Raw genomic sequence first — 21203 nt, 5'->3', positions numbered from 1 at the left:
GGTATGGAACACATTATTTCGATAACGGTAGAGAATAAGTTTGGCTCGCTGTCTCGCGTCGCCGGCTTGTTTAGCGGTCGTGGGTTCAACATCGAAAGTCTCTCTGTGGCACCGACGCTCGATCCGTCCATGTCGCAGATGACCATTGTCACGTCCGGAGACGATCGGATCATCGAACAGATCGTGAAACAGCTCAACAAGCTGATCGATGTCATCAAGGTCGTGGATTTGAATGAGAGCGATTTTGTCTCGAGGGAGACTGCGCTCATCAAGGTGCATACGCGACCGGAAGATCGCGCAGAAGCGTTACGGATTGCCGATATTTTCCGGGCCAATGTCATCGACTCCACACCGGCAACCTACACGATTGAAGTGACCGGAGATCCTCACAAGATCGAAGCGATCATCACCCTGCTACAACCACTCGGCATCAAAGAGCTCACCAGGACCGGACGGGTCGCGGTCGCCCGTGAGTCGATTCGTCCGACGAGCCTGCAGACGAAAAAAGTTGCCCGCGAATAGGCGTCACCTCGGACCCAACGTCCCTTCAGTTTCCTGATACGACTATTACCCAAGGAGTGAGCGATGAAGATTTACTACGATAAAGACGCCGATATTCAGCAGATCAAGAATAAGAAAGTTGCGGTGATCGGGTACGGCAGCCAGGGCCATGCCCATGCACTCAACATGAAGGAGAGCGGCGTGAGCGTGGTCATCGGGTTGCGTGAAGGCGCTTCCTGGAAGAAGGCGGAGCAAAGCGGGCTGAAAGTTATGCCGGTGGCCGATGCCGTGAAGGCATCTGATGTCGTGATGATTCTTGCGCCGGACGAAGCACAAGCGGCCATCTACCGGCAGGATATCGCCCCGAATCTGAAACCGGGATCCTATCTCGCGTTCGGCCATGGCTTCAACATTCATTTCGGGCAGATCGTGCCACCACCTACGACCAATGTATTCATGGTCGCGCCCAAAGGGCCTGGCCATCTTGTTCGATCGGAATATGCGAAAGGCAGTGGGGTGCCCTGCTTGCTCGCCATCCATCAGGATCCAAGTGGAACGACCAAACAGATTGGCCTTGCCTATGCCTGCGCCATCGGAGGCGGGCGGGCAGGTGTGATCGAAACAAACTTTCGTGAAGAAACCGAGACGGACCTATTCGGCGAGCAAGTGGTACTTTGCGGGGGGCTGACCTCTCTGATCCAGGCCGGGTATGAAACGTTGGTGGAAGCCGGGTATTCGCCTGAAATGGCCTATTTCGAGTGCCTGCATGAAGTGAAATTGATCGTGGACCTGATCCACCAAGGCGGGATTGCCAACATGCGCTATTCCATCAGTACGACGGCCAAGTTTGGAGATATTACCCGTGGTCCCAGGATTGTCACGGAGCAGACGAAGCAGGAAATGAAGAAGATTTTGGGCGAAATACAGGATGGTAAATTCGCCAGAGAATGGATCCTGGAGAACCAGGCCAACCGTCCGGTCTACAATGCATTGCTGGCGAAGGGTGAAGCCCATCCGATCGAAGAGGTCGGGGGACGGCTGAGGGCGATGATGCCCTGGCTGAAGAAAGACCAACTGGTCGATAAAAATAAAAACTAAGAAAGCATTGAGGTCTCTGTGGCAGATCGTGCCGTCGGCATCCCGTTTGCCAAAGAAGGAATTCCCTTCATCGGGGCTGCTGTTGGCGTTACACTGCTAGCAGGAATGCTTGGTTGGGCTCTGATCACGGTGGGTGGGGCGATCCTGACGCTGTTTGTCGCCTGGTTTTTTCGCAACCCCCATCGAGTGGTCCCTCAAGGGCCTCGTCTCCTCGTGGCATCCGGTGACGGGAAAGTCATCGCCATCGAAGAGGAGTTCGAGCCTCGATTCATCAAGGATCGCAGCATCCGCGTCACCATCTTCTTGAACGTATTCGATGTGCATATCAATCGGATTCCCTGTGAAGGGGTCGTCGAGGAGGTGCAGTATCAGCCGGGTTTGTTTCTCGTGGCCAGCAGACCTGATGCCACGTTGCGGAACGAACAAAATGCGTTGATGATTCGGACGGCTCAGGGCGCAAAGGTGCTCTGTGTGCAGGTGGCTGGATTAATTGCCAGGCGGATTGTCTGTTGGATTTCAGCCGGGGATCGGGCCATACTCGGTGAGCGGTTTGGGCTGATTCGATTCGGATCGCGGATGGATACGTTTCTTCCTCTCGGGACGGTTCTGAAAGTTGCAGTCGGCGATCGAGTCAAAGGTGGAGAAACCATCTTGGGAGAGTTGCCATGAAAACTACTGCGCTGCGTCAATCATTCGGCAGAGATGGGAAACGGCGTAAGGCCGCCATGCACCTGATTCCGAATCTGTTCACGACCGGGAATCTGCTCTGCGGCGTATTTGCGATATTATCGGTGTTCAATGCGAACTATATGGTCGCCGCCGTTGCCATTCTGGTGGCGATGATTTTCGATGTGCTTGATGGAAAATCGGCGCGGTTAACGAACAGCACCAGCCATTTCGGTCTCGAATACGATTCGTTGTCAGACGTGGTGTCCTTCGGAGTCGCCCCCGGTCTCTTGATTTACTCTTGGGCCCTGAGTGGACAGGGGACATTTGGCATTGCGGTGATGTTTGCCTATGTCGCGATGGGTGCAGTTCGGTTGGCCCGATTTAATTCGACGGTGGCCACGTCGGACGGTAAGTATTTTACCGGGCTCGCCATTCCTGCGGCGGCAGGGGTCGTGGCCTCACTCGTGATTTTCGATCACTATAGCGTCAGGATTGGCACGGAAGTGAAGCCTCTTCTCGTTCTGATTGTGACGCTGACTCTTTCATTCTTGATGGTCAGTACCATTAAGTATCGAAGTTTTAAAGATCTGAAGTTTCGCGGCGGGCGGCACATTACGTATCTCGTGTGGGGAATTCTCGCACTCATGCTCGTAGCCGCCTGGCCCCCGGTCATGTTATTTGTCATATTCGCCGGGTATGCATTGCTCGGTCCGGCAGAACGGCTCGTCGGACTTGTCGCAAAAATGTCCGGGAAGCGTTCGCCGGCCAAGACCGAGCAGTCAGTCTGAACTGAGTTGTTCGTGGCTGCGACGAGGAGTAGTACGCGATTCGCATAGCAGTGAGAGAGCTGGTGAATGGTGCAAACCAGCCTGTGCGGCGCCGAACTCGCCTCTGAGCCAGAATCCGTGAAACCCGAGTAATGGATTCCGTGTCGCCCCCGTGATCGGGCGCAATGAAGGGTTGTGAGCAACGAGCACGTTGTTCATGGCTAAATCAGGGTGGTACCACGGAGCTTCTCAAGCCTCCGTCCCTGGGCGTAGGGATGGAGGCTTTTGTTTTGTCGGCTGCTGAAAGCGGATGCCAGCTTCGTTCTCGGCTCAAAAACATTCTCAACGTACCCGGGAGGGTACGCCTGCGGTGCTTTTTCGCCTGCGGTCTTGCTGGACAACCGCTTTGAGTAGCCTCAATGCGATAGAGAGAGGGGGAAACCATGACCAGGATGATCAAAATATTCGATACGACCTTGCGTGACGGAGAGCAATCTCCCGGCGCCAGCATGAATGTGGAAGAGAAGATCATGGTGGCGAAGCAATTGGCGCGGTTAGGGATCGATATCATCGAAGCAGGGTTTGCGTATAGTTCGCCGGGAGATTTCGAGGCGGTGCGGCGAATTGCGCAGGAGGTCGAGGGACCGACGATTTGTAGTTTGGCGCGAGCACGCCCGGAGGATATCGATCGAGCGTGGGAGGCCTTGAAGGGGGCGCCGAAGGTCCGCATTCATACATTTCTCTCGACGTCGGATATCCATTTAAAGCATCAGTTTCGCATGACGCGAGACGAGGCCAAAAAGCGCGCGGTTGAGATGGTCCAACGAGCGAGGGGCTATGTCGACGATGTGGAGTTTTCGCCGATGGATGCCAGTCGCTCCGATCCGGCCTATCTCTATGAGGTCATTGAAGCGGTCATTGCCGCAGGAGCCGGAACGATCAATATTCCCGATACGGTCGGTTATGCGGTGCCGCAAGAGTTTGGACGGCTCATTCGAGGTATCCGTGAGCAGGTGTCCAACAGTGCGAAGGCTGTGATCTCAGTCCATTGCCACAACGATCTTGGCCTCGCAGTCGGCAATAGTTTAGCCGCGGTGTTCGAAGGGGCAGGCCAGGTCGAATGTACGATCAATGGGATCGGTGAGCGGGCAGGGAACACGGCATTGGAAGAAATTGTCATGGGTCTTCGGACCAGGAAAGACTTCTATCAAGCCGACACGAAGATTCATACTGAAGAGATTTCGAAGACCAGCCGATTGGTCAGCAAGATCACCGGCATGGTGGTGCAGCCGAATAAGGCGATCGTCGGGGCGAATGCCTTTGCCCATACGTCCGGCATTCACCAGGACGGGCTGCTGAAGGACAAGACGACCTATGAAATCATGAAGCCGGAAACGATCGGGCTGGTCGAGGGCAAGATGGTCATGGGGAAGCTTTCTGGACGGCATGCGTTTCGCCAGAGACTAGTAGAATTGGGTTATACGCTCTCGGACGAAGAGGTGAACCGCGCCTTCGAGCGATTTAAGAAGCTGGCCGACCAGAAGAAGGAGATCTACGAAGAGGATCTCGAAGTGATTGTCTCCGAAGAGTTGATCAAAATGGCCGATAGGATCACCTTGAAGTCGTTCCATGCGGCTAGCGGAACGGATCAAGTGCCGACCGCGACGGTTGAACTTGAGATCGACGGACGAACGATCGTTCAGACAGGGACAGGTGATGGGCCGGTGGATGCCGTCTATCGGACCATTGCCGCGATCACGCAGACGAAGAGCACGCTCCTCATGTACGTCGTCAAAGCCATCACGGGGGGGACCGATGCTCAGGGTGAAGTCTCGGTCAAGGTTCAAGAGGACGGGCGCACCGTATCGGGCCATGGAGCGGACACAGACATCATCACGGCGTCAGCCCGTGCCTATCTCAACGCGTTGAACAAGCTATTGTATTTAGCGGGGAAGCAAGCGCAGGGCGAGCAGAAGGTGAACTTGATTTAAGGAAAGTGGCCACGGTACAGTCACCGGCTCCGGCCTGGAAGCGGGACTTTTCGTTGGCTGTGAGGTGCGCGGTGGTTCATGTCACGCTGGAGGATCGGCAGGAGTTCCTGGCCGGAGATCACACCGTCCTTCGTGAACTCCTGCATCCGGCGAAGCAGCCGGTCGCACTTGGGTATAGCTTGGCGCATGGGACCTTGGCTCCAGGCGGTCGGTCGAAATGGCACAGGCTGACATCGTCCGAGGTCTACTACATCATTGCCGGTCGAGGAATATTGACGGTGGACGATTCGGCTGTCGCAGTGAAGGCCGGCGCCACTGTGTATGTGCCTCCAGGGGCTAGGCAGTCGTTAGAGAATAGTGGGCCGACCGCCATCGAGTTTCTTTGCCTGGTCGATCCTGCTTGGCGGCCAGAGGATGAAGAAGTTCTGGAATAGAGGCTGGTGCGTTCATCACGCGTAACGAGGGAGAGTGCTCTGTGAAGGCGAAGATTGCGGTATTAGCTGGCGATGGAGTAGGCCGAGAGATCGTTCCTGAAGCCCTGAAGGTGTTGAAGGCCATAGCCGAGAAGTTCCAGCACCAGTTCGAGTTCGTGTCCGGCGATGTCGGTGGCCAGGCCATTGATAAAGTCGGCGTCCCGCTCCCTCAAGAAACGTTGTCCCTGGCCAAACAGAGCGATGCCGTTTTGCTCGGTGCAGTCGGCGGCCCCAAGTGGGAAGGGCTGGAGTACAGTTTGCGGCCTGAACGCGCGCTGCTGGGTTTACGGGAGCACCTGGGCCTCTATGCGAATTTGCGGCCGGCAAAGTTGTACCCGATGTTGGCCGATGCCTCTACGCTCAAACGCGAGGTCATCGAGGGCATCGACATCCTCGTCATCCGGGAGCTGACGGGCGGCATTTATTTCGGGAAACCGAAAGGCATCGAGAAGCTGCCGAATGGGAGCGAACGAGGGTTCAACACCGAGGTCTATACGACTGAAGAAATCGCGCGTATCGCGAAAGTGGCGTTCGAAGCGGCGAGAAAACGTCGGAGCAAAGTAATGTCCGTCGATAAGGCGAACGTGCTGGAGTCGTCAGAACTCTGGCGTCGAGTCGTCATCGAGACCCATAAGGGTTATCAGGATGTGGAGCTGAGCCATATCTATGTCGATAATGCCGCGATGCAGCTTGTCCGCAACCCGCGTCAATTCGATGTGATGCTCTGTAATAATATCTTCGGCGATATTCTGAGCGATGAAGCGGCTATGTTAACCGGCTCCATCGGCATGTTGCCGTCGGCCAGTATCGGTGCGCAGGTCGGGCTGTTCGAGCCGATTCACGGCAGCGCGCCGGACATTGCCGGAAAGAATGTCGCGAATCCCATCGCGACGATTGCCTCGGCGGCCATGATGTTGTCGTATGGGTTCAAGCTGGATCAGGAAGCGGCAGCCATCGAGCAGGCGATCGTGAAAACGCTTGAACTCGGGTATCGCACCAAAGATATTCATAGCCAGGGGACACGTCTTGTCAGTACGACGGAAATGGGTGAGGCGATCTTGCGAAACCTGAACTAGCCAGGCTTGTGGACTCGATGACTGTACCGCTCAACGTTGGATTGATTCGAACCTTCGCCGGCACCGGAGAGCCTGGCTGGTCCGGTGACGGAGCCGAGGCCCTCGCTGCCTGCCTCAATGAACCCAAGAGTCTGACTCTCGATGGAGAGGGAAACTTGTTCATTGCCGACTCTGAGAATCATGTCATTCGGAGGATCGACGGAAAGACCGGCTGCATCAGGACGGTTGCGGGATGCATCCAGGGCGTTGGACCGGAGGCTGCGCCAGTTCCGCCCCCCCCAGCAGCGGAAGGATCGAGTGACGATCCCTTTGCCGAAAGCGACGCCGTCCATTCGCATGCGTTCACGCAACAGACCGACTTGAGCGGGACCGTTCGGTATGTCGTGGCCGGTACGGCACCGGAAAAACGTTTTAGCGGCGACGGCGGCCCTGCCGAGCACGCCTTGTTGAATTTTCCGACAGCGGTGGTGGTCGATCGGGGAGGGCATCTCTATATTGCCGATACGCTGAACCATCGCGTGCGGCGCGTGGATGCGGTGACGGGTGTCATCACGACGGTCGCGGGCCTTGGACAACCGCGATATTCCGGAGACGGGGGATTAGCCGTGGAGGCCGGCTTGAATGAACCGGTTGCCTTGGCCGTGAGTGATGCAGGCCACCTCTACATTGCCGATCAGAATAATAATCGCGTGCGGGCGGTCGATTTTGCGTCCGGAGTGATTCGTACGGTCGCGGGGATGGGAACGGCTGCGTATAATGGAGACGGCATGGCTGCCACCGATACCGGTCTGGCCGGTCCTGGCGGGTTGGCGCTGACGGCAGATGGCACGTTAGTCATTGCCGATAGCTTTAGTGGAAGGATTCGAGCCGTCGATCTCGGCACTGGATTCATCAGCACCCTGGCGGGTGACGGTGGAGAATATAAGTATCAGGGGCCGGATGAGCCGCCCAGCCGCAGTCTGTCACGGCCGTCCGGAATCGTGTTGGACGAAGCGGGGAACCTATTTTTTACCGATTCGGACAACCATCTGGTCCGCCGCTGGGATCGCGCGACCGGACGTATTACGCGCATTGCCGGTGTTGGTGTGGCAAACTATGGGGGCGATGATCGCGCGGCTCTCGACGCCAGTCTGAGTTACCCGTTTGGAATCGTGATGGCTCGTGCGGGGTATCTGCTCGTGGCCGATACGTTCAATCATCGTATTCGCGAGATCGCGCTGTAGGCAGGATCGAGGCTCAGAATGAAACAGAAAAAATCAGGGTATGTGGTGGCGATTGTCGGTGCGACCGGGGCAGTCGGGACTGAAATGATCGAGGTGCTAGAGGAGCGAGAGTTTCCCGTTTCACGGCTGGTCCCTCTTGCGTCGGCTCGTTCTGCAGGCGGCACGGTGACATTCCAAGGGAACGAGATCCCGATCGAAGTCTTGACGAAGGATTCGTTTGCCGGCGTGGACATCGCGCTCTTTTCTGCCGGGGCGGAGCTCAGCCGAGAGTTCGCGCCGATTGCGGTGAAGGCCGGTGCGGTGGTGATCGATAACAGCGCAGCCTGGCGGATGACTCTTGAGGTACCGCTGGTGGTGCCTGAGGTGAACCCGCACGATATCCCACGGCATAAGGGCATCATTGCCAATCCGAACTGTTCCACGATTCAAATGGTCGTGGCCTTGAAACCACTCCATGATCGGGCCAGGATTAAGCGAATTGTCGTGACGACCTTTCAATCCGTGTCCGGCACGGGGAAGGACGCCATGGACGAGTTGATGACGGAGTGCCAGGACCTGTTGAGCTTCAAAGAGGCGAGCCCCAAGGTCTATCCCTATCAGATCGCCTTCAACTGCTTGCCGCAGATCGATGACTTTCTTCCGTCAGGCTATACGAAAGAAGAAATGAAGATGCTCCATGAGACGAGAAAAATCATGGGCGATCAGTCGATTCAGGTGACGGCGACGACGGTGCGGGTTCCGGTGTATGTCGGACATTCGGAAGCCATCAATATTGAGACTGAGAAAAAACTATCGGTCAACGAGGCCCGTGCCATTCTGTCGACGGCCCCTGGCGTGTTGCTGTACGACGATCCGGCCCATCAGATCTACCCCATGCCGTTGGAGGTTGCGGGGAAGGACGAGGTCTACGTCGGTCGCATTCGTGAAGATGAGTCGATCTCGAACGGTCTCAATCTGTGGGTGGTGGCGGATAATTTACGCAAAGGGGCCGCTCTCAATGCGGTGCAAATCGCTGAGCATTTGGCCAAAGGCTGATGGCTGAGTGGGGGAGTCTCGGGAAATTCCTCGTGATCGTGGGACTGTGTATTGTATTGGCCGGTCTGCTGCTGTTGATCATCGATCGTATTCCAGGAGCTGGGAGTCTCCTGGGATGGTTCGGGAAGTTGCCCGGGGATATCTCCATTCGGCGAGACAACTTCAGCTTCTCGTTTCCCCTCGCAACCAGTTTGCTCCTTAGCATCCTTCTGAGCCTGGTATTCTTTCTCGTATCATGGATATTTCGCCGGTGAAGCTATTCAAGGGTGCATTGTACCAGGCTATCGCGGTCGGAGCCTGTCTTCTCGGCCTGTCCTCTGCTACAGAGGCGGCGCAGTCGATTCGTGTCCTGTTATCAGCGAATGTCTCGCAGTTCGATGTCCGCGCAGACCGTCCCCTGTGGATGACGGATGCCAAAGGGCATAGCCAGACGCTGCGCGCGTCGGTCCATGTTCAAGTCGGGGAACAGGGTTTTCTCTTGAATGGCGTCCGTGTGTCGACGGAGCGGTTGACGCTCCAGGGTGGAGAACAAGGCCTCACGTTGACCTTCCCGCGGCCTAACAGGAAGTCTCACGGGGCGGCGGTATCGTCCGGCGATTCCGGGGTGGCGATCTCGGTGAGTGGCCTTATTCACCTTGTGCGAAAAGGGAAAGGGTTTCTCGTTATCAATCGGGTAGATTTTGAAGAATACGTGAAAGGGGTCGTGCCAGCAGAGGTCAGTTCGGCCTGGCATCCTGAGATGTTGAAGGCCCAGGCGGTGGCGGCTCGAACCTATGCGCTCTATCAACAGATGCTGAGCGCGACTCGCGACTACGACGTGGCGGCGACGGTGCAAGACCAAGTCTACCGGGGCAAGCAGGGGGTGGATGCCGGGATTCTTCGCGCGGTCGAAGACACGCGTGGGCTTGTCGTCACCTATGAGGATGCGCCGATCTATGCCGCGTTCTCATCGACGGCGGCCGGATTGACAGAAGATGCCATGAATGTGTGGTCGAAAGAGTATCCCTATCTGAAGGGCGTCGAATGTCCCTTTGACCTTGCATCTCCCTACTATCAATGGAAATCCTCTTTCAAAGTCGATACCCTTGAACAGAACTTGCGACAACAGGGATTTTCCGTGGGAACGATTGCGACGATGACCCCACTTTCGTTCAGTCGCGGAGGGCGAGTCGCGAAGCTGCGCATCCTGCACTCCGGGGGGGAGCTCATCCTTCGAGGCGAAGAGTTGCGGAAAGCGGTCGGCTACACCATTATTCCCAGTACGCAGTTTGCCATCGAATCGATCGGGCGCGAGGTGGTGCTGTCAGGATTTGGCGCAGGGCACGCCGTCGGCATGTGTCAGTGGGGCGCAAAAGAACTGGCGGAGCTGGGCTATCCCTTCTCGACGATTCTTCGGTATTATTACCCCGGTACGGAATTGCAGAATATGACGTTGACTAAACCTCCGACCCCGCCGTCCTCCTGATGCAGCTCTCCGAGTTCGACTTTGCGTTCGATCCCTCGCTGATTGCGACGTGTCCGGTCCTTCCACGCGATCACGCGAAGTTACTCGTCCTGCAGCCGCACACCCAGTCGCTTGCCCATCGACGCGTTGACGACTTGCCTGAGCTGCTTCAGCCAGGGGATCTCCTCGTGGTCAATAATACGAAGGTGTTGGCCGCGCGCGTGGTTGGACGAAAGTGTCCTTCCGGTGCGGAAGTCGAGATTCTTTTTGTGAAAGATCTTGGGGATGCGACATGGGAAGTATTGATCAAGGGTACGTTCCGTCCAGGACAGATCATCGAGATGGATGCCGCGGCCTCTGCGGAGGTGATCGAGCGTGACTCGGCCAGAACGACGGTGCGGGTCGAGAGTCAGGTCCCGTTCGTTGAGTGGTTACGGGAACATGGCCGAATGCCGCTTCCGCCCTATTTAAAACGAGCGCCGACCGATCAAGATCGTGAATGGTACCAAACGCTGTTTGCGCAACATGAGGGTGCGATTGCCGCACCGACGGCTGGGCTCCATTTCACCGCGGAATTGCTGGCACGGCTGCAACAGCGAGGAGTCGGTCTTACGAGCATCACGCTCCATGTCGGTATCGGAACATTCAAGCCGGTGAAAGTCGATCACATCGAAGACCATCAGATGGGCACAGAATGGATCGATGTCGGAGCAGAGGCGGTTCGTGCCATCGAGCATACGCGGGCGGAAGGAGGACGGATCGTCGCGGTTGGGACGACTGCCGTACGTGCGCTCGAAACGGCGGCTCGTGCTGACGGCCAGATCAGGCCCTATCGGGGCGAGACGGACATCTTCATGACGCCAGGGTTTTCCTTCAAAGTGATCGACGCGCTCTTCACGAATTTTCACCTGCCGCGTACCACATTGTTGATGCTGGTTTCCGCGTTGGCCGGGACAGAATTTCTTCGAGAGGCCTATGCCGAGGCGGTTCGCGAGCGGTACCGCTTCTATAGTTATGGCGACGCGATGCTGATTTTGTAAGTGGTGAGCAAGCGGATGGTGGAAAGAGGTGTCGCGAGAAAACTGTTAGCCTCTTGCCTCAGGCCACGCGCCTGTTTCTCACAAGAGCTCGCGGTGAATGGTAATGGGAAGCGTTGTTTTGAGCGATTCGGTATAGGCTAGCAGCGCGCGTTGTTGCTTTTGAAAGAGGACGTCCTGTAACGCGCGGTCCTTGGCTTCGGCGGCCTTTGCCGGGTCCGATTCCGTTTGCCGCACAGTGAGGGCCTGTGCCTCGGCAAGTTCGGCGGGGGTCAGGGCGATGGCGTCACGGATGATCAGCCTGGCTTTGTTGCTCAGTACTTCCTTCTCTTCCATGGCTTCAAATGTCGCGGGCGTCAGATGGTTCGCTGCCAGGAGTCGTTGGTAGATTTCGGGGTCAAATACTCCATTTTTTTGAAAGTCGGGGATCTGCATGATGACTTCTCGCAGGTCCTCATCCGCCACGGTGAGGCCCATGTTTTTGGCCGCGATGAGCCAGGTCCGATTGTCGATGAGTTGATCCACGACAAACTGCTTGATCGTTTCGTCCTTGAACTCTCCGGGGACTTTATCCTTGTAGAAGCGGTAGGTATTTTCGTAGGCCCGGCGAAACTCGTCGCGAGATACGGTGAGGTCTCCGACTGAGGCAACGACGGAGCCGGACTGTTCGTCAAAACCCCACCAGCCCATGGTGATGACGAAGGCGAGGGCAAGGATCCCCATGAGGCCCTTGAGGAGCCAGGGATAACTATGGGACGCTTCACGCATCAATTTGATCATGACAACTCCTCGGAAATTTTCGTGCACACGGATTGTACTCAGGGATCTGTGTAAAGGCAAGGCACGACCGCGCTTCCTGTGTTGGGATTTCACGATTGAGCAGCGGTCTCTGTCCGTGAAGGCACGGCGTCGCATTTGTCCTGTCGACCTGCTGGAGAACGGTCTTTGTTTGTGCTCAGTAATGTGATTTGTTATACTTTGCCCCTAATTGTAAGGAGAGCACTTGGCCGAGGAGGTTCGCGGGGGTCATTCAATCGGTGCTGGGATCTATCCGAAGGCGCAGGTCCTGAACCGAGGTATTGCCAAGCTCATCGATGTATTCATCGTCGCAGCAGCCGATCAAATGATCGTGCCAGTAGGTTTTCTTGCAGGATTGGCGTATATACTGATTGCTGATGGATTTGCCGGCGGGCGTAGTATCGGGAAACGGTTGATCGGTCTCCAGACGGTGCTTCCAGACCGGCATGAGTCTGCAGGGTTTCGGGAATCCATTATTCGAAATTTACCCTTTGCGGTCGCGCAATTAGCTTTTGCCATCCCGTATGTGGGGTGGATTGTATCGGTCGCGATCATAGCGCTCGAAGGGGTTTTGATCATTGGGAACGAACAGGGGCGGCGTCTTGGTGACGAGATCGCCGGTACTCAGGTGCTCGATGCGGGTCGACTGGCGTTGCCCGACTGAGTGCGCAGTTCAGAGGTTGAGGGGAAGGGAGAGCAATCGTGGGTTTTGCAAGTGACATCTTCGGGTGGTTCTCAAACGACCTAGCCATCGACCTGGGGACGGCGTCGACGCTCGTCTATGTGCACGGGAAAGGGATCGTTCTGAACGAACCATCGGTCGTCGCGGTTGAGAAAAAAACCGAACGAGTACTTGCAGTCGGCACAGAAGCAAAGCGAATGTTGGGACGCACACCGGGTAACATTATTGCCGTGCGGCCCATGAAAGAAGGCGTGATCGCCGACTTCGAAATGGCCGAGCAGATGTTAAAGCGGTTTATTCAGAAAGCGCACAACCGCAGCGCCTTCGTGCGTCCTCGCATCATTATCGGTGTGCCGTCGCGTATCACGCAGGTTGAGCAGCGGGCGGTCCGTGACTCGGCCGAGTTAGCCGGAGCCCGCGAAGTGTATCTGATCGAAGAGCCGGTGGCGGCGGCCATTGGTGCGGGTCTTCCGATCACCGAGCCTTCCGGCAACATGGTAGTCGATATCGGCGGCGGTACGACCGATATCGCGGTGATTTCCCTCGGTGGGATCGTCTATAGCGAGTCCGTCAAAGTGGCAGGCGATCGCATGGACGATGCGATCATGAATTACATTAAGAAGAAATATAATCTCCTCATCGGTGAACATATGGCAGAGCGGATCAAGTTCGAAATCGGCTCCGCCTATCCCTTTGAGGAACGCAAGACTATGATGATCAAGGGGCGCGACTTGATTTCCGGCATTCCACGCACGTTGGTGGTGGATGACTCGGAAATCCGGGAAGCGTTGCAGGAGCCGATCGGGACAATCGTCAACGCGATTAAAGTGGCACTGGAGAATACCCCGCCCGAGTTGGCGGGAGACATTATCGATCGTGGCATCGTTCTCACGGGCGGGGGATCTCTGCTGAAGGGCATGGATACGCGCTTTCGAGAAGAAACGAATCTGCCGATCATCACCGTGGACGATCCCTTGACTTCTGTCGTGTTGGGAGTCGGAAAAATCCTCGATGAGCTGGATCTGCTTGCCAAAGTGTCGGTCATGTCCCAGGCCAATACGTACCGATAAGGTTCCATCCCTCACTTCCTTATGTGGATGGTAAACTCTCGTTTTTCCTCCGGTGCCAGACGTCTGGCGTTTGTCTGCTTCGCACTGCTCGTGGCGGCGCTTTTCCTGCTTCCCGGTCAAATCCAAGGACTCTTACAATATCTGGATGGGCCAGTCGGACACGTCGTGCGTGTTCCGCTTGAGGCTGTTGCATCGATCGATACGGGCATCGCCGACCGGTGGCAGCAGTATGTGGCGTTGCAAGGGGTCCGGGAGGAAAATCAACAATTACGGAAAGACATGGAGTCGTTGCGCGGGCAAAACAGCCAGTTGCGCGAGTCGGCTGCCGCCACTGAACGATTGACGGCCTTGCTGCAATTTAAGGAGCAAGCGCTTCCGGCCATGGTGGCCGCGCAAGTCATCGGGCGTGATGCCACGAACCGCTATCGTGCCATCATCCTCAATAAGGGTGAGAGCGACGGAATCAAGCCGGACATGGGGGTGATCACGCCCGCTGGCGTTGTCGGGCGTGTGGTGAAAACGACGGGAGCATCCTCGGTGGTGCTCTTGATTACGGATCCGAACAACGCCATTGCCGGTCTTATTCAGCGGACAAGAGACGAAGGCATTGTGGAAGGGACCCAGCAAGGTCTGGCCCAGTTGAAATATATCCCGTTGCTCTCGACGCTTCGAGACGGTGATCGGGTCGTGACCTCTGGCTTGGTTGGAGGTTTCCCGCGCGGCCTCGCGCTCGGCACGATTACACATATCGACAAGCAGGAAGGCGCATTGTTTCAATCGGCTGAACTCATGCCGGAAGTCGATGTCGGTCGGGTCGAAGAGGTGTTGGTGATTCAGACATCGTACGGACAGTCGACGAAGGCGATGGGAGAAATGGATCTTCCAGGAAAGCCGTCGCCATGAAATTTCTCTTCTATCTGACGTTGGTCGTACTGCTCGTTCCCCTGCAAACGACGGTGTTGCCGCATGTGAGTGTGTGGAATATCAAACCGGATATGGGACTTGTGGCTGCTGTGTTTATCGGACTTTTTGCCGGCGAAATGGAAGGTCTTCTCCTGGGGCTCGCGATCGGATGGGTCCTGAGCCTGTTCTCGGCCGGTGAACTTTGGCTCAGCCTTCTCACGTACGGGGGCGTTGGGCTCTTGGCCGGATTCTTAGGACGGCAGGTGTCGCAAGTGACGTCGATCTCGTTGGGCGTGGGGTTGCTGCTGGTCTCCGTGGCAAGTGGGTTGCTGGCCTTGGTAAATTTCAAAAATATCGATATGTCTCAAATGTGGGGGGTCGTGGAGTCGACCGTCCTGCCTCAGGCTTGTTTTGACGGGGCGGTTGGAGCGGGGCTCTATTGGCTGCTCTCCCAACGATTTGATGTGACCCGCCTGAGAACCGAATAACTCGTCCTTTTGATGGATGTGCTGGAATAGTGATGGTGAGTCATGGCAACAGCAGGTCTGCACGATTCTGAACTTGGTGAGCTCCAACGCCGACTGATCATTCTGCGCGTGGGGTTGCTGCTCGTCGTGGGCTTATTGGCGTTGCGGCTCTGGCATTTACAGATTCGTGAAGGCCCCTACTACCGCGATCTCTCCGAGAACAATCGTACCCGTTCCGTCATCATGGAGCCGGCTCGAGGCCTGATCTACGATCGCAACGGAGTGTTGCTGGCGAACAATGTCCCCAGTTTTACGCTCTATGTCTCGCTCGAAGACGTCAAAAATCGCGAGCTGCTCATCGAACAACTGACCAATCTCTTGGGCCTGGATGAGGCCCTCGTGAGGAAGAAGCTGACGGCTCGCGGCAGCAAGCAACTCCCGCGCAAGGTGAAGGACCGTCTATCTTTGCGAGAGGCGACGCTCATCGAATCGCATCGTTTGGATTTGCCTGGCGTGATGGTACAAGTCGAATCGCAGCGGAACTATCCCGGTGGTGTCACAGCCTCGCATCTATTGGGGTACGTCGGGGAAGTCTCGCCCGAGCAGTTAGAGAAGCCTGAATTTGCCGATCTGCACCAGGGCAGTATTGTCGGCCAATATGGTGTGGAGAAGTTTTTCGACCGGCTCGTGCGCGGGCAGGCCGGGCAGAAAAGTATTGAAGTCGATGCGTTAGGTCACGAGAAGCGAACCGTGGTTGTGGAGCAGGCTCACGCCGGAGATAATTTATACCTCACGATCGATGTGCGGCTGCAAAAAGTGGCAGAAAGCCTCTTGGGGGAGGAGTCGGGTGCAATCGTCGCGCTTGACCCCAGGACGGGTGATGTCTTGGCTATGGCCAGCCGTCCTGGTTTCGATCCGAATGTCCTTTCGCGTGAACTTACGCCGAAACAATGGGCTGAGATCGTGCAAAATGAAGGGCGCCCATTGAACAATCGTGCCTCGCAAGGCCAGTACCCGCCTGGTTCGGTCTTCAAAGTGATGATGGCCGCGGCAGCGTTAGAGTCCAATACGGTCACCCCGTCGACGACGATTCATTGTAATGGAGGGTATCAGTTCGGCCGGCGGCTCTATCGCGACTGGAAGGCCGGCGGACATGGCTCGGTCGACCTCCGGCGCGCACTCATACAATCGTGCGATGTGTATTTCTACACGGTCGGTCAGCGGATGGGGATCGAGACGATGGCCTCCTTCGCGCATATGTTCGGCTTGGGTGAGGAGACGGGGATTGAGCTGCCGTCAGAACGGATTGGAATCGTGCCGTCTGCGGCTTGGAAACAGAAAGCCAAGAATGAGCCGTGGTTGCCGGGCGAAACGATCTCGGCATCGATTGGTCAGGGCTATGTCAATGTGACCCCGCTCCAGATGGCGAGTTTGATCGGTACGGTCGCAAACGACGGCGTGACCTTTCGTCCGCGATTGGTCAGGGCTGTGATGGATCGGGCGACTGGAGTGTTTGAAGAAAGACCTGTGGTCCCCAAGCGCACCTTGAAGCTGAGGCCTGAAATTCTGCCATTGATCAAAGAGGCGTTGGCCGGGGTGGTGACAGAGGGTACGGCTACGCGGGCGAAGTCGGCGTTGATAACCATTGCAGGAAAGACCGGTACGGCTCAGACGACGGCGTTGAGCAAAGAGAAGAGGGCGGAGAAGGATATTCCCAAGAAGTTTCGCGATCATGCCTGGTTTGTGGCCTTCGCTCCGGTCGAGGCGCCTACGATCGCCGTCGCAGTGTTGGGTGAACATATGGGCCACGGAGGGTCCGCCTCGGCCCCCCTCGCCAAAGTGCTGATCGAGACCTATGTGAAATTGAATCTCCCCGCTCCTGCCGCGGTGCCGGATGGTACCGTGGCGCGGGAAGCGGATATCGGAGGACAGGAAACGAGATGATCGATCGGGTGATCAATAGCCGGGGTTTTGACAATTTCGACTTCCGTTTTATCGGGCTGATCTTTGTCATCCTGGGGGTCGGCGTCCTGTCGATTTATAGCGTGACGCATGATCAAAGCGTCGCGTTCCCGTTTTATGCCAAACAGATTGTGTGGATTGCGCTCGGTACGGTCGCATTTCTGGTGATGTGGCTCTCGGACTATCATCGAATCGCCCGGTTAGCGTATCCTGCGTATGTCATCATCCTCGTCCTGCTGGCGGTCGTGCTGTTTGAGGGGAAAAGCAGCCGAGGTGCGCAACGGTGGATCCCGATGGGGCCCTTCGCGTTCCAGCCATCGGAGTTCGCAAAGCTGGTGCTCATTGTGACCTTGGCGCACTATTATTCAAAGGCGCCACGAGTCGGTTGGCTTCAGCGAGTGGTCCTCCCAGGGTTATTGGTCCTGCCGGGGCTACTCCTGATCCTGAAGCAGCCTGACCTTGGGAGCGGATTGAGCTTCTTGGCGGTTTATGCCGCGATGTTGTTGATGGTAGGGATGCGGTCGAAGGCATTGGGTGTGATCCTCCTGTTTTCGCTGATGTTGTTTCCCTTCGCCTGGGAGATGATGTGGGGGTCATTGCATGATTATCAGCGGCAGCGCATTATGGCCTTCGTCGATCCGGCCTACGATCCTGGAGGCAAGGGATACCATGCGCTCCAATCGAGAATTGCTATTGGCGCGGGAGAGCTGACAGGGAAGGGCCTCTACGGAGGGACCCAAAGCCAATTAAAGTTTTTGCCCGAGGGGCATACGGACTTTGTCTTTTCTGTTTTTGCCGAAGAATGGGGATTTCTCGGAGTGTTGGCGCTTTTGATCCTGTTTGTGGCGTTGATCTGGCTGTCATTAGAAATTGTCGCGCGCGCGAAGGATCAACTCGGGGCGTTGCTGGCGGTCGGGGTCATCTGCATGTTGTGTTTTTGTGTGGTGGTCAATATCGGGATGACGGCGGGGATGTTTCCCATTGTGGGCATTCCCCTTCCGCTCATGAGTTACGGCGGAAGCGCGACGATTATGACGATGGCGTCGCTCGGTCTGCTCTTGAACGTCAAACGTCGTCGATTAAGTTTTTTTTAGCGATCGGGTGATTGTGTGGTCTCGAATCAATCGAGATCGAGGCAAGAGATTATATTATGTACGGTGTGGACCGTCAGCCGATGAGGTGTCGAGTGGAGGCCGGAACCTGGGGATTTCCCCGCGTTCGTCTTGTACATCGGCTCGACGGTTCTTCTGAATGGAAGGGGTGGGTATGGGAGTAGAAATTGCCATTACAGTCGCACGCGAGGAAACTCGCGTGGCGGTCTTGGACGGCGGAGTGGTGACGGATCTCTTCGGAGATCGCGCCAAACACAAGGACTTCGTCGGGAATATTTATAAAGGAAAAGTCGCGAAGGTGTTGCCTGGTATGCAGGCGGCCTTTGTGGATATCGGCCTTGAGAAGGCGGCCTTCATGCACGTGTCGGATCTGTCGTTGGACTCCGAGCCGGGCGACACACTTGTCGATGCGGATGAGGACGACAAGGATGCCGACAAAGATGGGGATATGCTGGGTCCTCGCCGTCAAAGCTCCAAGCCGATCGAGCAGTTGCTGAGTGAAGGGCAGGAGCTGATGGTGCAGATCTCTAAGGGCCCGATCGGCACCAAGGGCTCACGGGTCACGACCTATGTGTCGCTCCCAGGCCGGTATCTCGTCTTCATGCCCAACGTCGAGCACATCGGCGTGTCCCGCCGCATCGCCCGCGATGAGGAGCGAGCCAGGCTCAAGGACATTATGAAGCGCGTCCGGCATCCCGGCTGTGGTTACATTGTCCGTACGGTGAGCGAAGGGGTCAAGGAAGACGAACTGCGATCCGACGTCGACTTTTTGCATGTGCTTTGGCAGGACATTCTGTCGAAGCGCGAGCAGAAGGGAGCCCCGGCGTTGCTCCATGCCGACCTGAGCTTGAGCTTCCGCGTCGTGCGCGATCTGTTCGGCAAGAAAGTCGATCGACTCTGGATCGATTCGCGGGAAGAATATCAGGCCGTCCGTGATTTCGTGCAGCGATTCTCGCCAGAACAGACCTCGCGCATTCACTTCTACGACAAAGACGAAAGCCTGTTCGATCATCTGGGCGTGGAGCAGGAAATGGCGCGGGCGCTTAGCCGCAAAGTCTGGCTCAAGTCCGGCGGGCATCTCGTAATCGACCATACGGAAGCGATGACCGTCATCGACGTCAATACCGGCCGGTTCGTGGGGAAGCGCGATCAGGAGGAGACCATTCTTCGGAACAATCTGGAGGCCGCGAAAGAAGTGGCCTATCAGATGAAGTTGCGCGGAATCGGCGGGATCATCATCGTCGACTTCATCGACATGGAACGGGAGAAAAATCGCGACAAGGTCTATCACGCGTTGCTCGATGCGATGTCCACCGACAAGGCTCGCACTAGAGTGTCCAGGATTTCCGACTTGGGGTTGATCGAGATTTCTCGTGAACGGGTGCGGGAGGATCTTCTGCGTTCCCTCTCCGAGCCCTGCCACTATTGCGAAGGGCGGGGTTATACGAAGTCTCCGACCACAGTGGTCTATGAGATCTTCCGCGATGTCCGCCGGATCGGCAGCGGTCCCGAGCCGCAACGGATCGTTGTCGGTGCCCATCCCTCAGTCGTCGGGCTGATGCAAGATGAAGAGCGGCCAGGCCTTGAGGCCGTGGAACGCGAGTGCGCCGCAAAAATCATTGTCATGCCGGACGAACATTTGCATCTGGAACAGTACGATCTCGCAGTGCTGTAACGATTGCAGTTTCCCGTGCGACGAGGCCTATGCAGCCTTCTAGCCAGCCTGTACGTGAGGACTCTTCTTTTGAGGTGCCCCAGCCTTCCTTTGGTCAGCCGATGACCAGGGCGCGGTTAGAGTCCTGGCTCCGCCTGCAAGCGATCGATGGAGTGGGGGACCTGACGGTTCTGCGACTCGTTCGGGCTTGGCACTCACCAGAAGCCGTTCTGGGCGCCTCCCGTGATGAATTGATCCAGCGCGGGTGCAGTTTGGAGTTGGCAGACGCGATCAGGCGAGGACCTGATGATTCTGCCTGCCGGACTCTTGAGCGGGAGATCCGGGCGATCGAGCATGGGCGCATTGAAATCCGGAGCGTGCTGGACCCCACCTATCCCGCCCGGCTGAAGATGATTGCGGACCCTCCACCTCTCTTGTATATCACCGGCACATTGACTGAGCAGGATGAGCTGGCGATCGCCATCGTAGGCGCCAGGCGGGCGACGGCGGCCGGGCGTATCATGACCGAGGAGCTCAGTTACAATTTGGCGGCAGCAGGTATGACGATGGTGAGTGGACTTGCACGCGGTATTGACGCGGCTGCCCACCGAGGCGCGCTGGCCGCGCAGGGTCGAACCATTGCCGTCCTTGGATGCGGAATCGATCGAACCTATCCGCCGGAACATGACCGATTACGCCGACAGATTGAGGAGCGCGGGGCCATCCTATCTGAGGCGCCGGTGGGCGCGCCTCCCCATAGCCACCATTTCCCCAGGCGAAATCGTATCATCAGCGGTCTGTCTCTGGGGGTGATCGTCACAGAGGCGGCGATCAACAGCGGATCGTTGATTACCGCGAGACTGGCTGCTGAGCAAGGCCGGGAGGTCTTTGCCGTTCCTGGTTTTGTGAAGCAAGACACCAGTCGCGGGACGAACGCCTTGCTCAAAGATGGTGCGGCCTTGATCGAGCATGCACAGGACGTCATCGATGTGGTGTTGCCGCAACTGGAGCCGGCGTTACGCCTGCGCCTGCGGCCTTCTCAGACGAAGAAAGGGGGCAGCGATCAGTTGGGTAAAGAAGAACAGCTGGTGTATGATGTCTTGTCGTACGATCCGCTCACCGTGGACGACGTGATTGTTGCCACAGGGATGCCGGTGCCCACCGTGATGGCCGCGCTCTTGTCCTTGGAGCTTCGACAGCAAGTCGCACAGCTGCCGGGACAGCGGTATCTTCGAACATAA

At 56.7% G+C, this 21203-nt stretch carries 21 protein-coding genes; 20 read left to right on the top strand and 1 reads right to left on the bottom strand.

What is annotated here, in order from left to right:
- The first annotated feature begins 3 nt into the window (after nucleotides 1-3).
- From ilvN to queA, 12 genes are all read left to right on the top strand, one after another.
- Nucleotides 4-522, top strand: coding sequence for an acetolactate synthase small subunit (gene ilvN / locus Q8N00_09195; protein ID MDP2382971.1), 519 nt, complete (start codon nucleotides 4-6; stop codon nucleotides 520-522).
- Nucleotides 523-585: 63 nt separating this feature from the next.
- Complete coding sequence (ilvC, locus tag Q8N00_09190) at nucleotides 586-1599, top strand: ketol-acid reductoisomerase (GenBank protein MDP2382970.1); 1014 nt, start codon at nucleotides 586-588, stop codon at nucleotides 1597-1599.
- 18 nt (nucleotides 1600-1617) lie between these two features.
- Nucleotides 1618-2268 (top strand): phosphatidylserine decarboxylase family protein, encoded by a 651-nt coding sequence (locus Q8N00_09185; protein ID MDP2382969.1) that lies wholly within the window; start codon nucleotides 1618-1620, stop codon nucleotides 2266-2268.
- A complete protein-coding gene (pssA, locus tag Q8N00_09180; protein ID MDP2382968.1) occupies nucleotides 2265-3056 on the top strand; it encodes a CDP-diacylglycerol--serine O-phosphatidyltransferase in 792 nt (263 codons plus the stop codon). The genes Q8N00_09185 and pssA overlap by 4 nt, the downstream gene beginning before the upstream one ends.
- 422 nt (nucleotides 3057-3478) lie before the next feature.
- Nucleotides 3479-5026 (top strand): 2-isopropylmalate synthase, encoded by a 1548-nt coding sequence (locus tag Q8N00_09175; protein MDP2382967.1) that lies wholly within the window; start codon nucleotides 3479-3481, stop codon nucleotides 5024-5026.
- 71 nt (nucleotides 5027-5097) lie between these two features.
- Nucleotides 5098-5460, top strand: a complete 363-nt coding sequence (locus tag Q8N00_09170; protein MDP2382966.1) for a cupin domain-containing protein — start codon at nucleotides 5098-5100, stop codon at nucleotides 5458-5460.
- 41 nt (nucleotides 5461-5501) lie between these two features.
- A complete protein-coding gene (gene leuB, locus Q8N00_09165) occupies nucleotides 5502-6575 on the top strand; it encodes a 3-isopropylmalate dehydrogenase (protein ID MDP2382965.1) in 1074 nt (357 codons plus the stop codon).
- Nucleotides 6576-6592: 17 nt separating this feature from the next.
- Nucleotides 6593-7798 carry an SMP-30/gluconolactonase/LRE family protein gene (locus Q8N00_09160; GenBank protein MDP2382964.1) on the top strand — a complete coding sequence of 402 codons (1206 nt, stop codon included), beginning with the start codon at nucleotides 6593-6595 and terminating at the stop codon, nucleotides 7796-7798.
- 18 nt (nucleotides 7799-7816) lie between these two features.
- Complete coding sequence (locus Q8N00_09155; GenBank protein ID MDP2382963.1) at nucleotides 7817-8833, top strand: aspartate-semialdehyde dehydrogenase; 1017 nt, start codon at nucleotides 7817-7819, stop codon at nucleotides 8831-8833.
- Complete coding sequence (locus Q8N00_09150; protein MDP2382962.1) at nucleotides 8833-9087, top strand: DUF2905 domain-containing protein; 255 nt, start codon at nucleotides 8833-8835, stop codon at nucleotides 9085-9087. Before Q8N00_09155 ends, Q8N00_09150 begins: the two co-directional genes overlap by 1 nt.
- Complete coding sequence (locus Q8N00_09145) at nucleotides 9084-10298, top strand: SpoIID/LytB domain-containing protein (protein ID MDP2382961.1); 1215 nt, start codon at nucleotides 9084-9086, stop codon at nucleotides 10296-10298. Before Q8N00_09150 ends, Q8N00_09145 begins: the two co-directional genes overlap by 4 nt.
- Entirely contained in the window at nucleotides 10298-11317 is a 1020-nt protein-coding gene (queA, locus tag Q8N00_09140; protein ID MDP2382960.1) for a tRNA preQ1(34) S-adenosylmethionine ribosyltransferase-isomerase QueA, read from the top strand. The genes Q8N00_09145 and queA overlap by 1 nt, the downstream gene beginning before the upstream one ends.
- Before the next feature lie 78 nt (nucleotides 11318-11395).
- Here the strand turns inward: queA and Q8N00_09135 are convergent, their stop codons facing one another.
- Nucleotides 11396-12094 (bottom strand): SurA N-terminal domain-containing protein, encoded by a 699-nt coding sequence (locus Q8N00_09135; GenBank protein ID MDP2382959.1) that lies wholly within the window; start codon nucleotides 12092-12094, stop codon nucleotides 11396-11398.
- A 223-nt stretch (nucleotides 12095-12317) separates the two neighbouring features.
- Between Q8N00_09135 and Q8N00_09130 the strand changes: the two genes are divergently transcribed.
- From Q8N00_09130 to dprA, 8 genes are all read left to right on the top strand, one after another.
- Nucleotides 12318-12776, top strand: a complete 459-nt coding sequence (locus Q8N00_09130; GenBank protein MDP2382958.1) for an RDD family protein — start codon at nucleotides 12318-12320, stop codon at nucleotides 12774-12776.
- Between the two features lie 38 nt (nucleotides 12777-12814).
- Complete coding sequence (locus tag Q8N00_09125) at nucleotides 12815-13864, top strand: rod shape-determining protein (GenBank protein ID MDP2382957.1); 1050 nt, start codon at nucleotides 12815-12817, stop codon at nucleotides 13862-13864.
- A 27-nt stretch (nucleotides 13865-13891) separates the two neighbouring features.
- A complete protein-coding gene (mreC, locus tag Q8N00_09120; GenBank protein MDP2382956.1) occupies nucleotides 13892-14767 on the top strand; it encodes a rod shape-determining protein MreC in 876 nt (291 codons plus the stop codon).
- A complete protein-coding gene (locus Q8N00_09115; GenBank protein MDP2382955.1) occupies nucleotides 14764-15255 on the top strand; it encodes a hypothetical protein in 492 nt (163 codons plus the stop codon). Before mreC ends, Q8N00_09115 begins: the two co-directional genes overlap by 4 nt.
- 42 nt (nucleotides 15256-15297) lie before the next feature.
- Nucleotides 15298-17178, top strand: a complete 1881-nt coding sequence (gene mrdA / locus Q8N00_09110) for a penicillin-binding protein 2 (protein MDP2382954.1) — start codon at nucleotides 15298-15300, stop codon at nucleotides 17176-17178.
- Nucleotides 17175-18290 carry a rod shape-determining protein RodA gene (gene rodA / locus Q8N00_09105; protein MDP2382953.1) on the top strand — a complete coding sequence of 372 codons (1116 nt, stop codon included), beginning with the start codon at nucleotides 17175-17177 and terminating at the stop codon, nucleotides 18288-18290. The genes mrdA and rodA overlap by 4 nt, the downstream gene beginning before the upstream one ends.
- Before the next feature lie 172 nt (nucleotides 18291-18462).
- A complete protein-coding gene (locus Q8N00_09100) occupies nucleotides 18463-19983 on the top strand; it encodes an Rne/Rng family ribonuclease (GenBank protein ID MDP2382952.1) in 1521 nt (506 codons plus the stop codon).
- Nucleotides 19984-20057: 74 nt separating this feature from the next.
- Nucleotides 20058-21203 carry a DNA-processing protein DprA gene (gene dprA, locus Q8N00_09095; protein ID MDP2382951.1) on the top strand — a complete coding sequence of 382 codons (1146 nt, stop codon included), beginning with the start codon at nucleotides 20058-20060 and terminating at the stop codon, nucleotides 21201-21203.

The sequence above is a fragment of the Nitrospirota bacterium genome (genome assembly GCA_030684575.1).
GTDB lineage: Bacteria > Nitrospirota > Nitrospiria > Nitrospirales > Nitrospiraceae > Palsa-1315.
Note: the sequence above shows the minus strand (reverse complement) of the source record. Positions and strands in the feature narration are given on the sequence as shown.

Coding starts and splice junctions, on each gene's coding strand:
- ilvN (MDP2382971.1), top strand. CDS start 4: ATGGAACACATTATTTCGATAACGGTAGAGAATAAGTTTGGCTCGCTG.
- ilvC (MDP2382970.1), top strand. CDS start 586: ATGAAGATTTACTACGATAAAGACGCCGATATTCAGCAGATCAAGAAT.
- pssA (MDP2382968.1), top strand. CDS start 2,265: ATGAAAACTACTGCGCTGCGTCAATCATTCGGCAGAGATGGGAAACGG.
- Q8N00_09175 (MDP2382967.1), top strand. CDS start 3,479: ATGACCAGGATGATCAAAATATTCGATACGACCTTGCGTGACGGAGAG.
- Q8N00_09160 (MDP2382964.1), top strand. CDS start 6,593: ATGACTGTACCGCTCAACGTTGGATTGATTCGAACCTTCGCCGGCACC.
- Q8N00_09155 (MDP2382963.1), top strand. CDS start 7,817: ATGAAACAGAAAAAATCAGGGTATGTGGTGGCGATTGTCGGTGCGACC.
- Q8N00_09150 (MDP2382962.1), top strand. CDS start 8,833: ATGGCTGAGTGGGGGAGTCTCGGGAAATTCCTCGTGATCGTGGGACTG.
- queA (MDP2382960.1), top strand. CDS start 10,298: ATGCAGCTCTCCGAGTTCGACTTTGCGTTCGATCCCTCGCTGATTGCG.
- Q8N00_09135 (MDP2382959.1), bottom strand. CDS start 12,094: ATGATCAAATTGATGCGTGAAGCGTCCCATAGTTATCCCTGGCTCCTC.
- mreC (MDP2382956.1), top strand. CDS start 13,892: ATGGTAAACTCTCGTTTTTCCTCCGGTGCCAGACGTCTGGCGTTTGTC.
- Q8N00_09115 (MDP2382955.1), top strand. CDS start 14,764: ATGAAATTTCTCTTCTATCTGACGTTGGTCGTACTGCTCGTTCCCCTG.
- mrdA (MDP2382954.1), top strand. CDS start 15,298: ATGGCAACAGCAGGTCTGCACGATTCTGAACTTGGTGAGCTCCAACGC.
- rodA (MDP2382953.1), top strand. CDS start 17,175: ATGATCGATCGGGTGATCAATAGCCGGGGTTTTGACAATTTCGACTTC.
- Q8N00_09100 (MDP2382952.1), top strand. CDS start 18,463: ATGGGAGTAGAAATTGCCATTACAGTCGCACGCGAGGAAACTCGCGTG.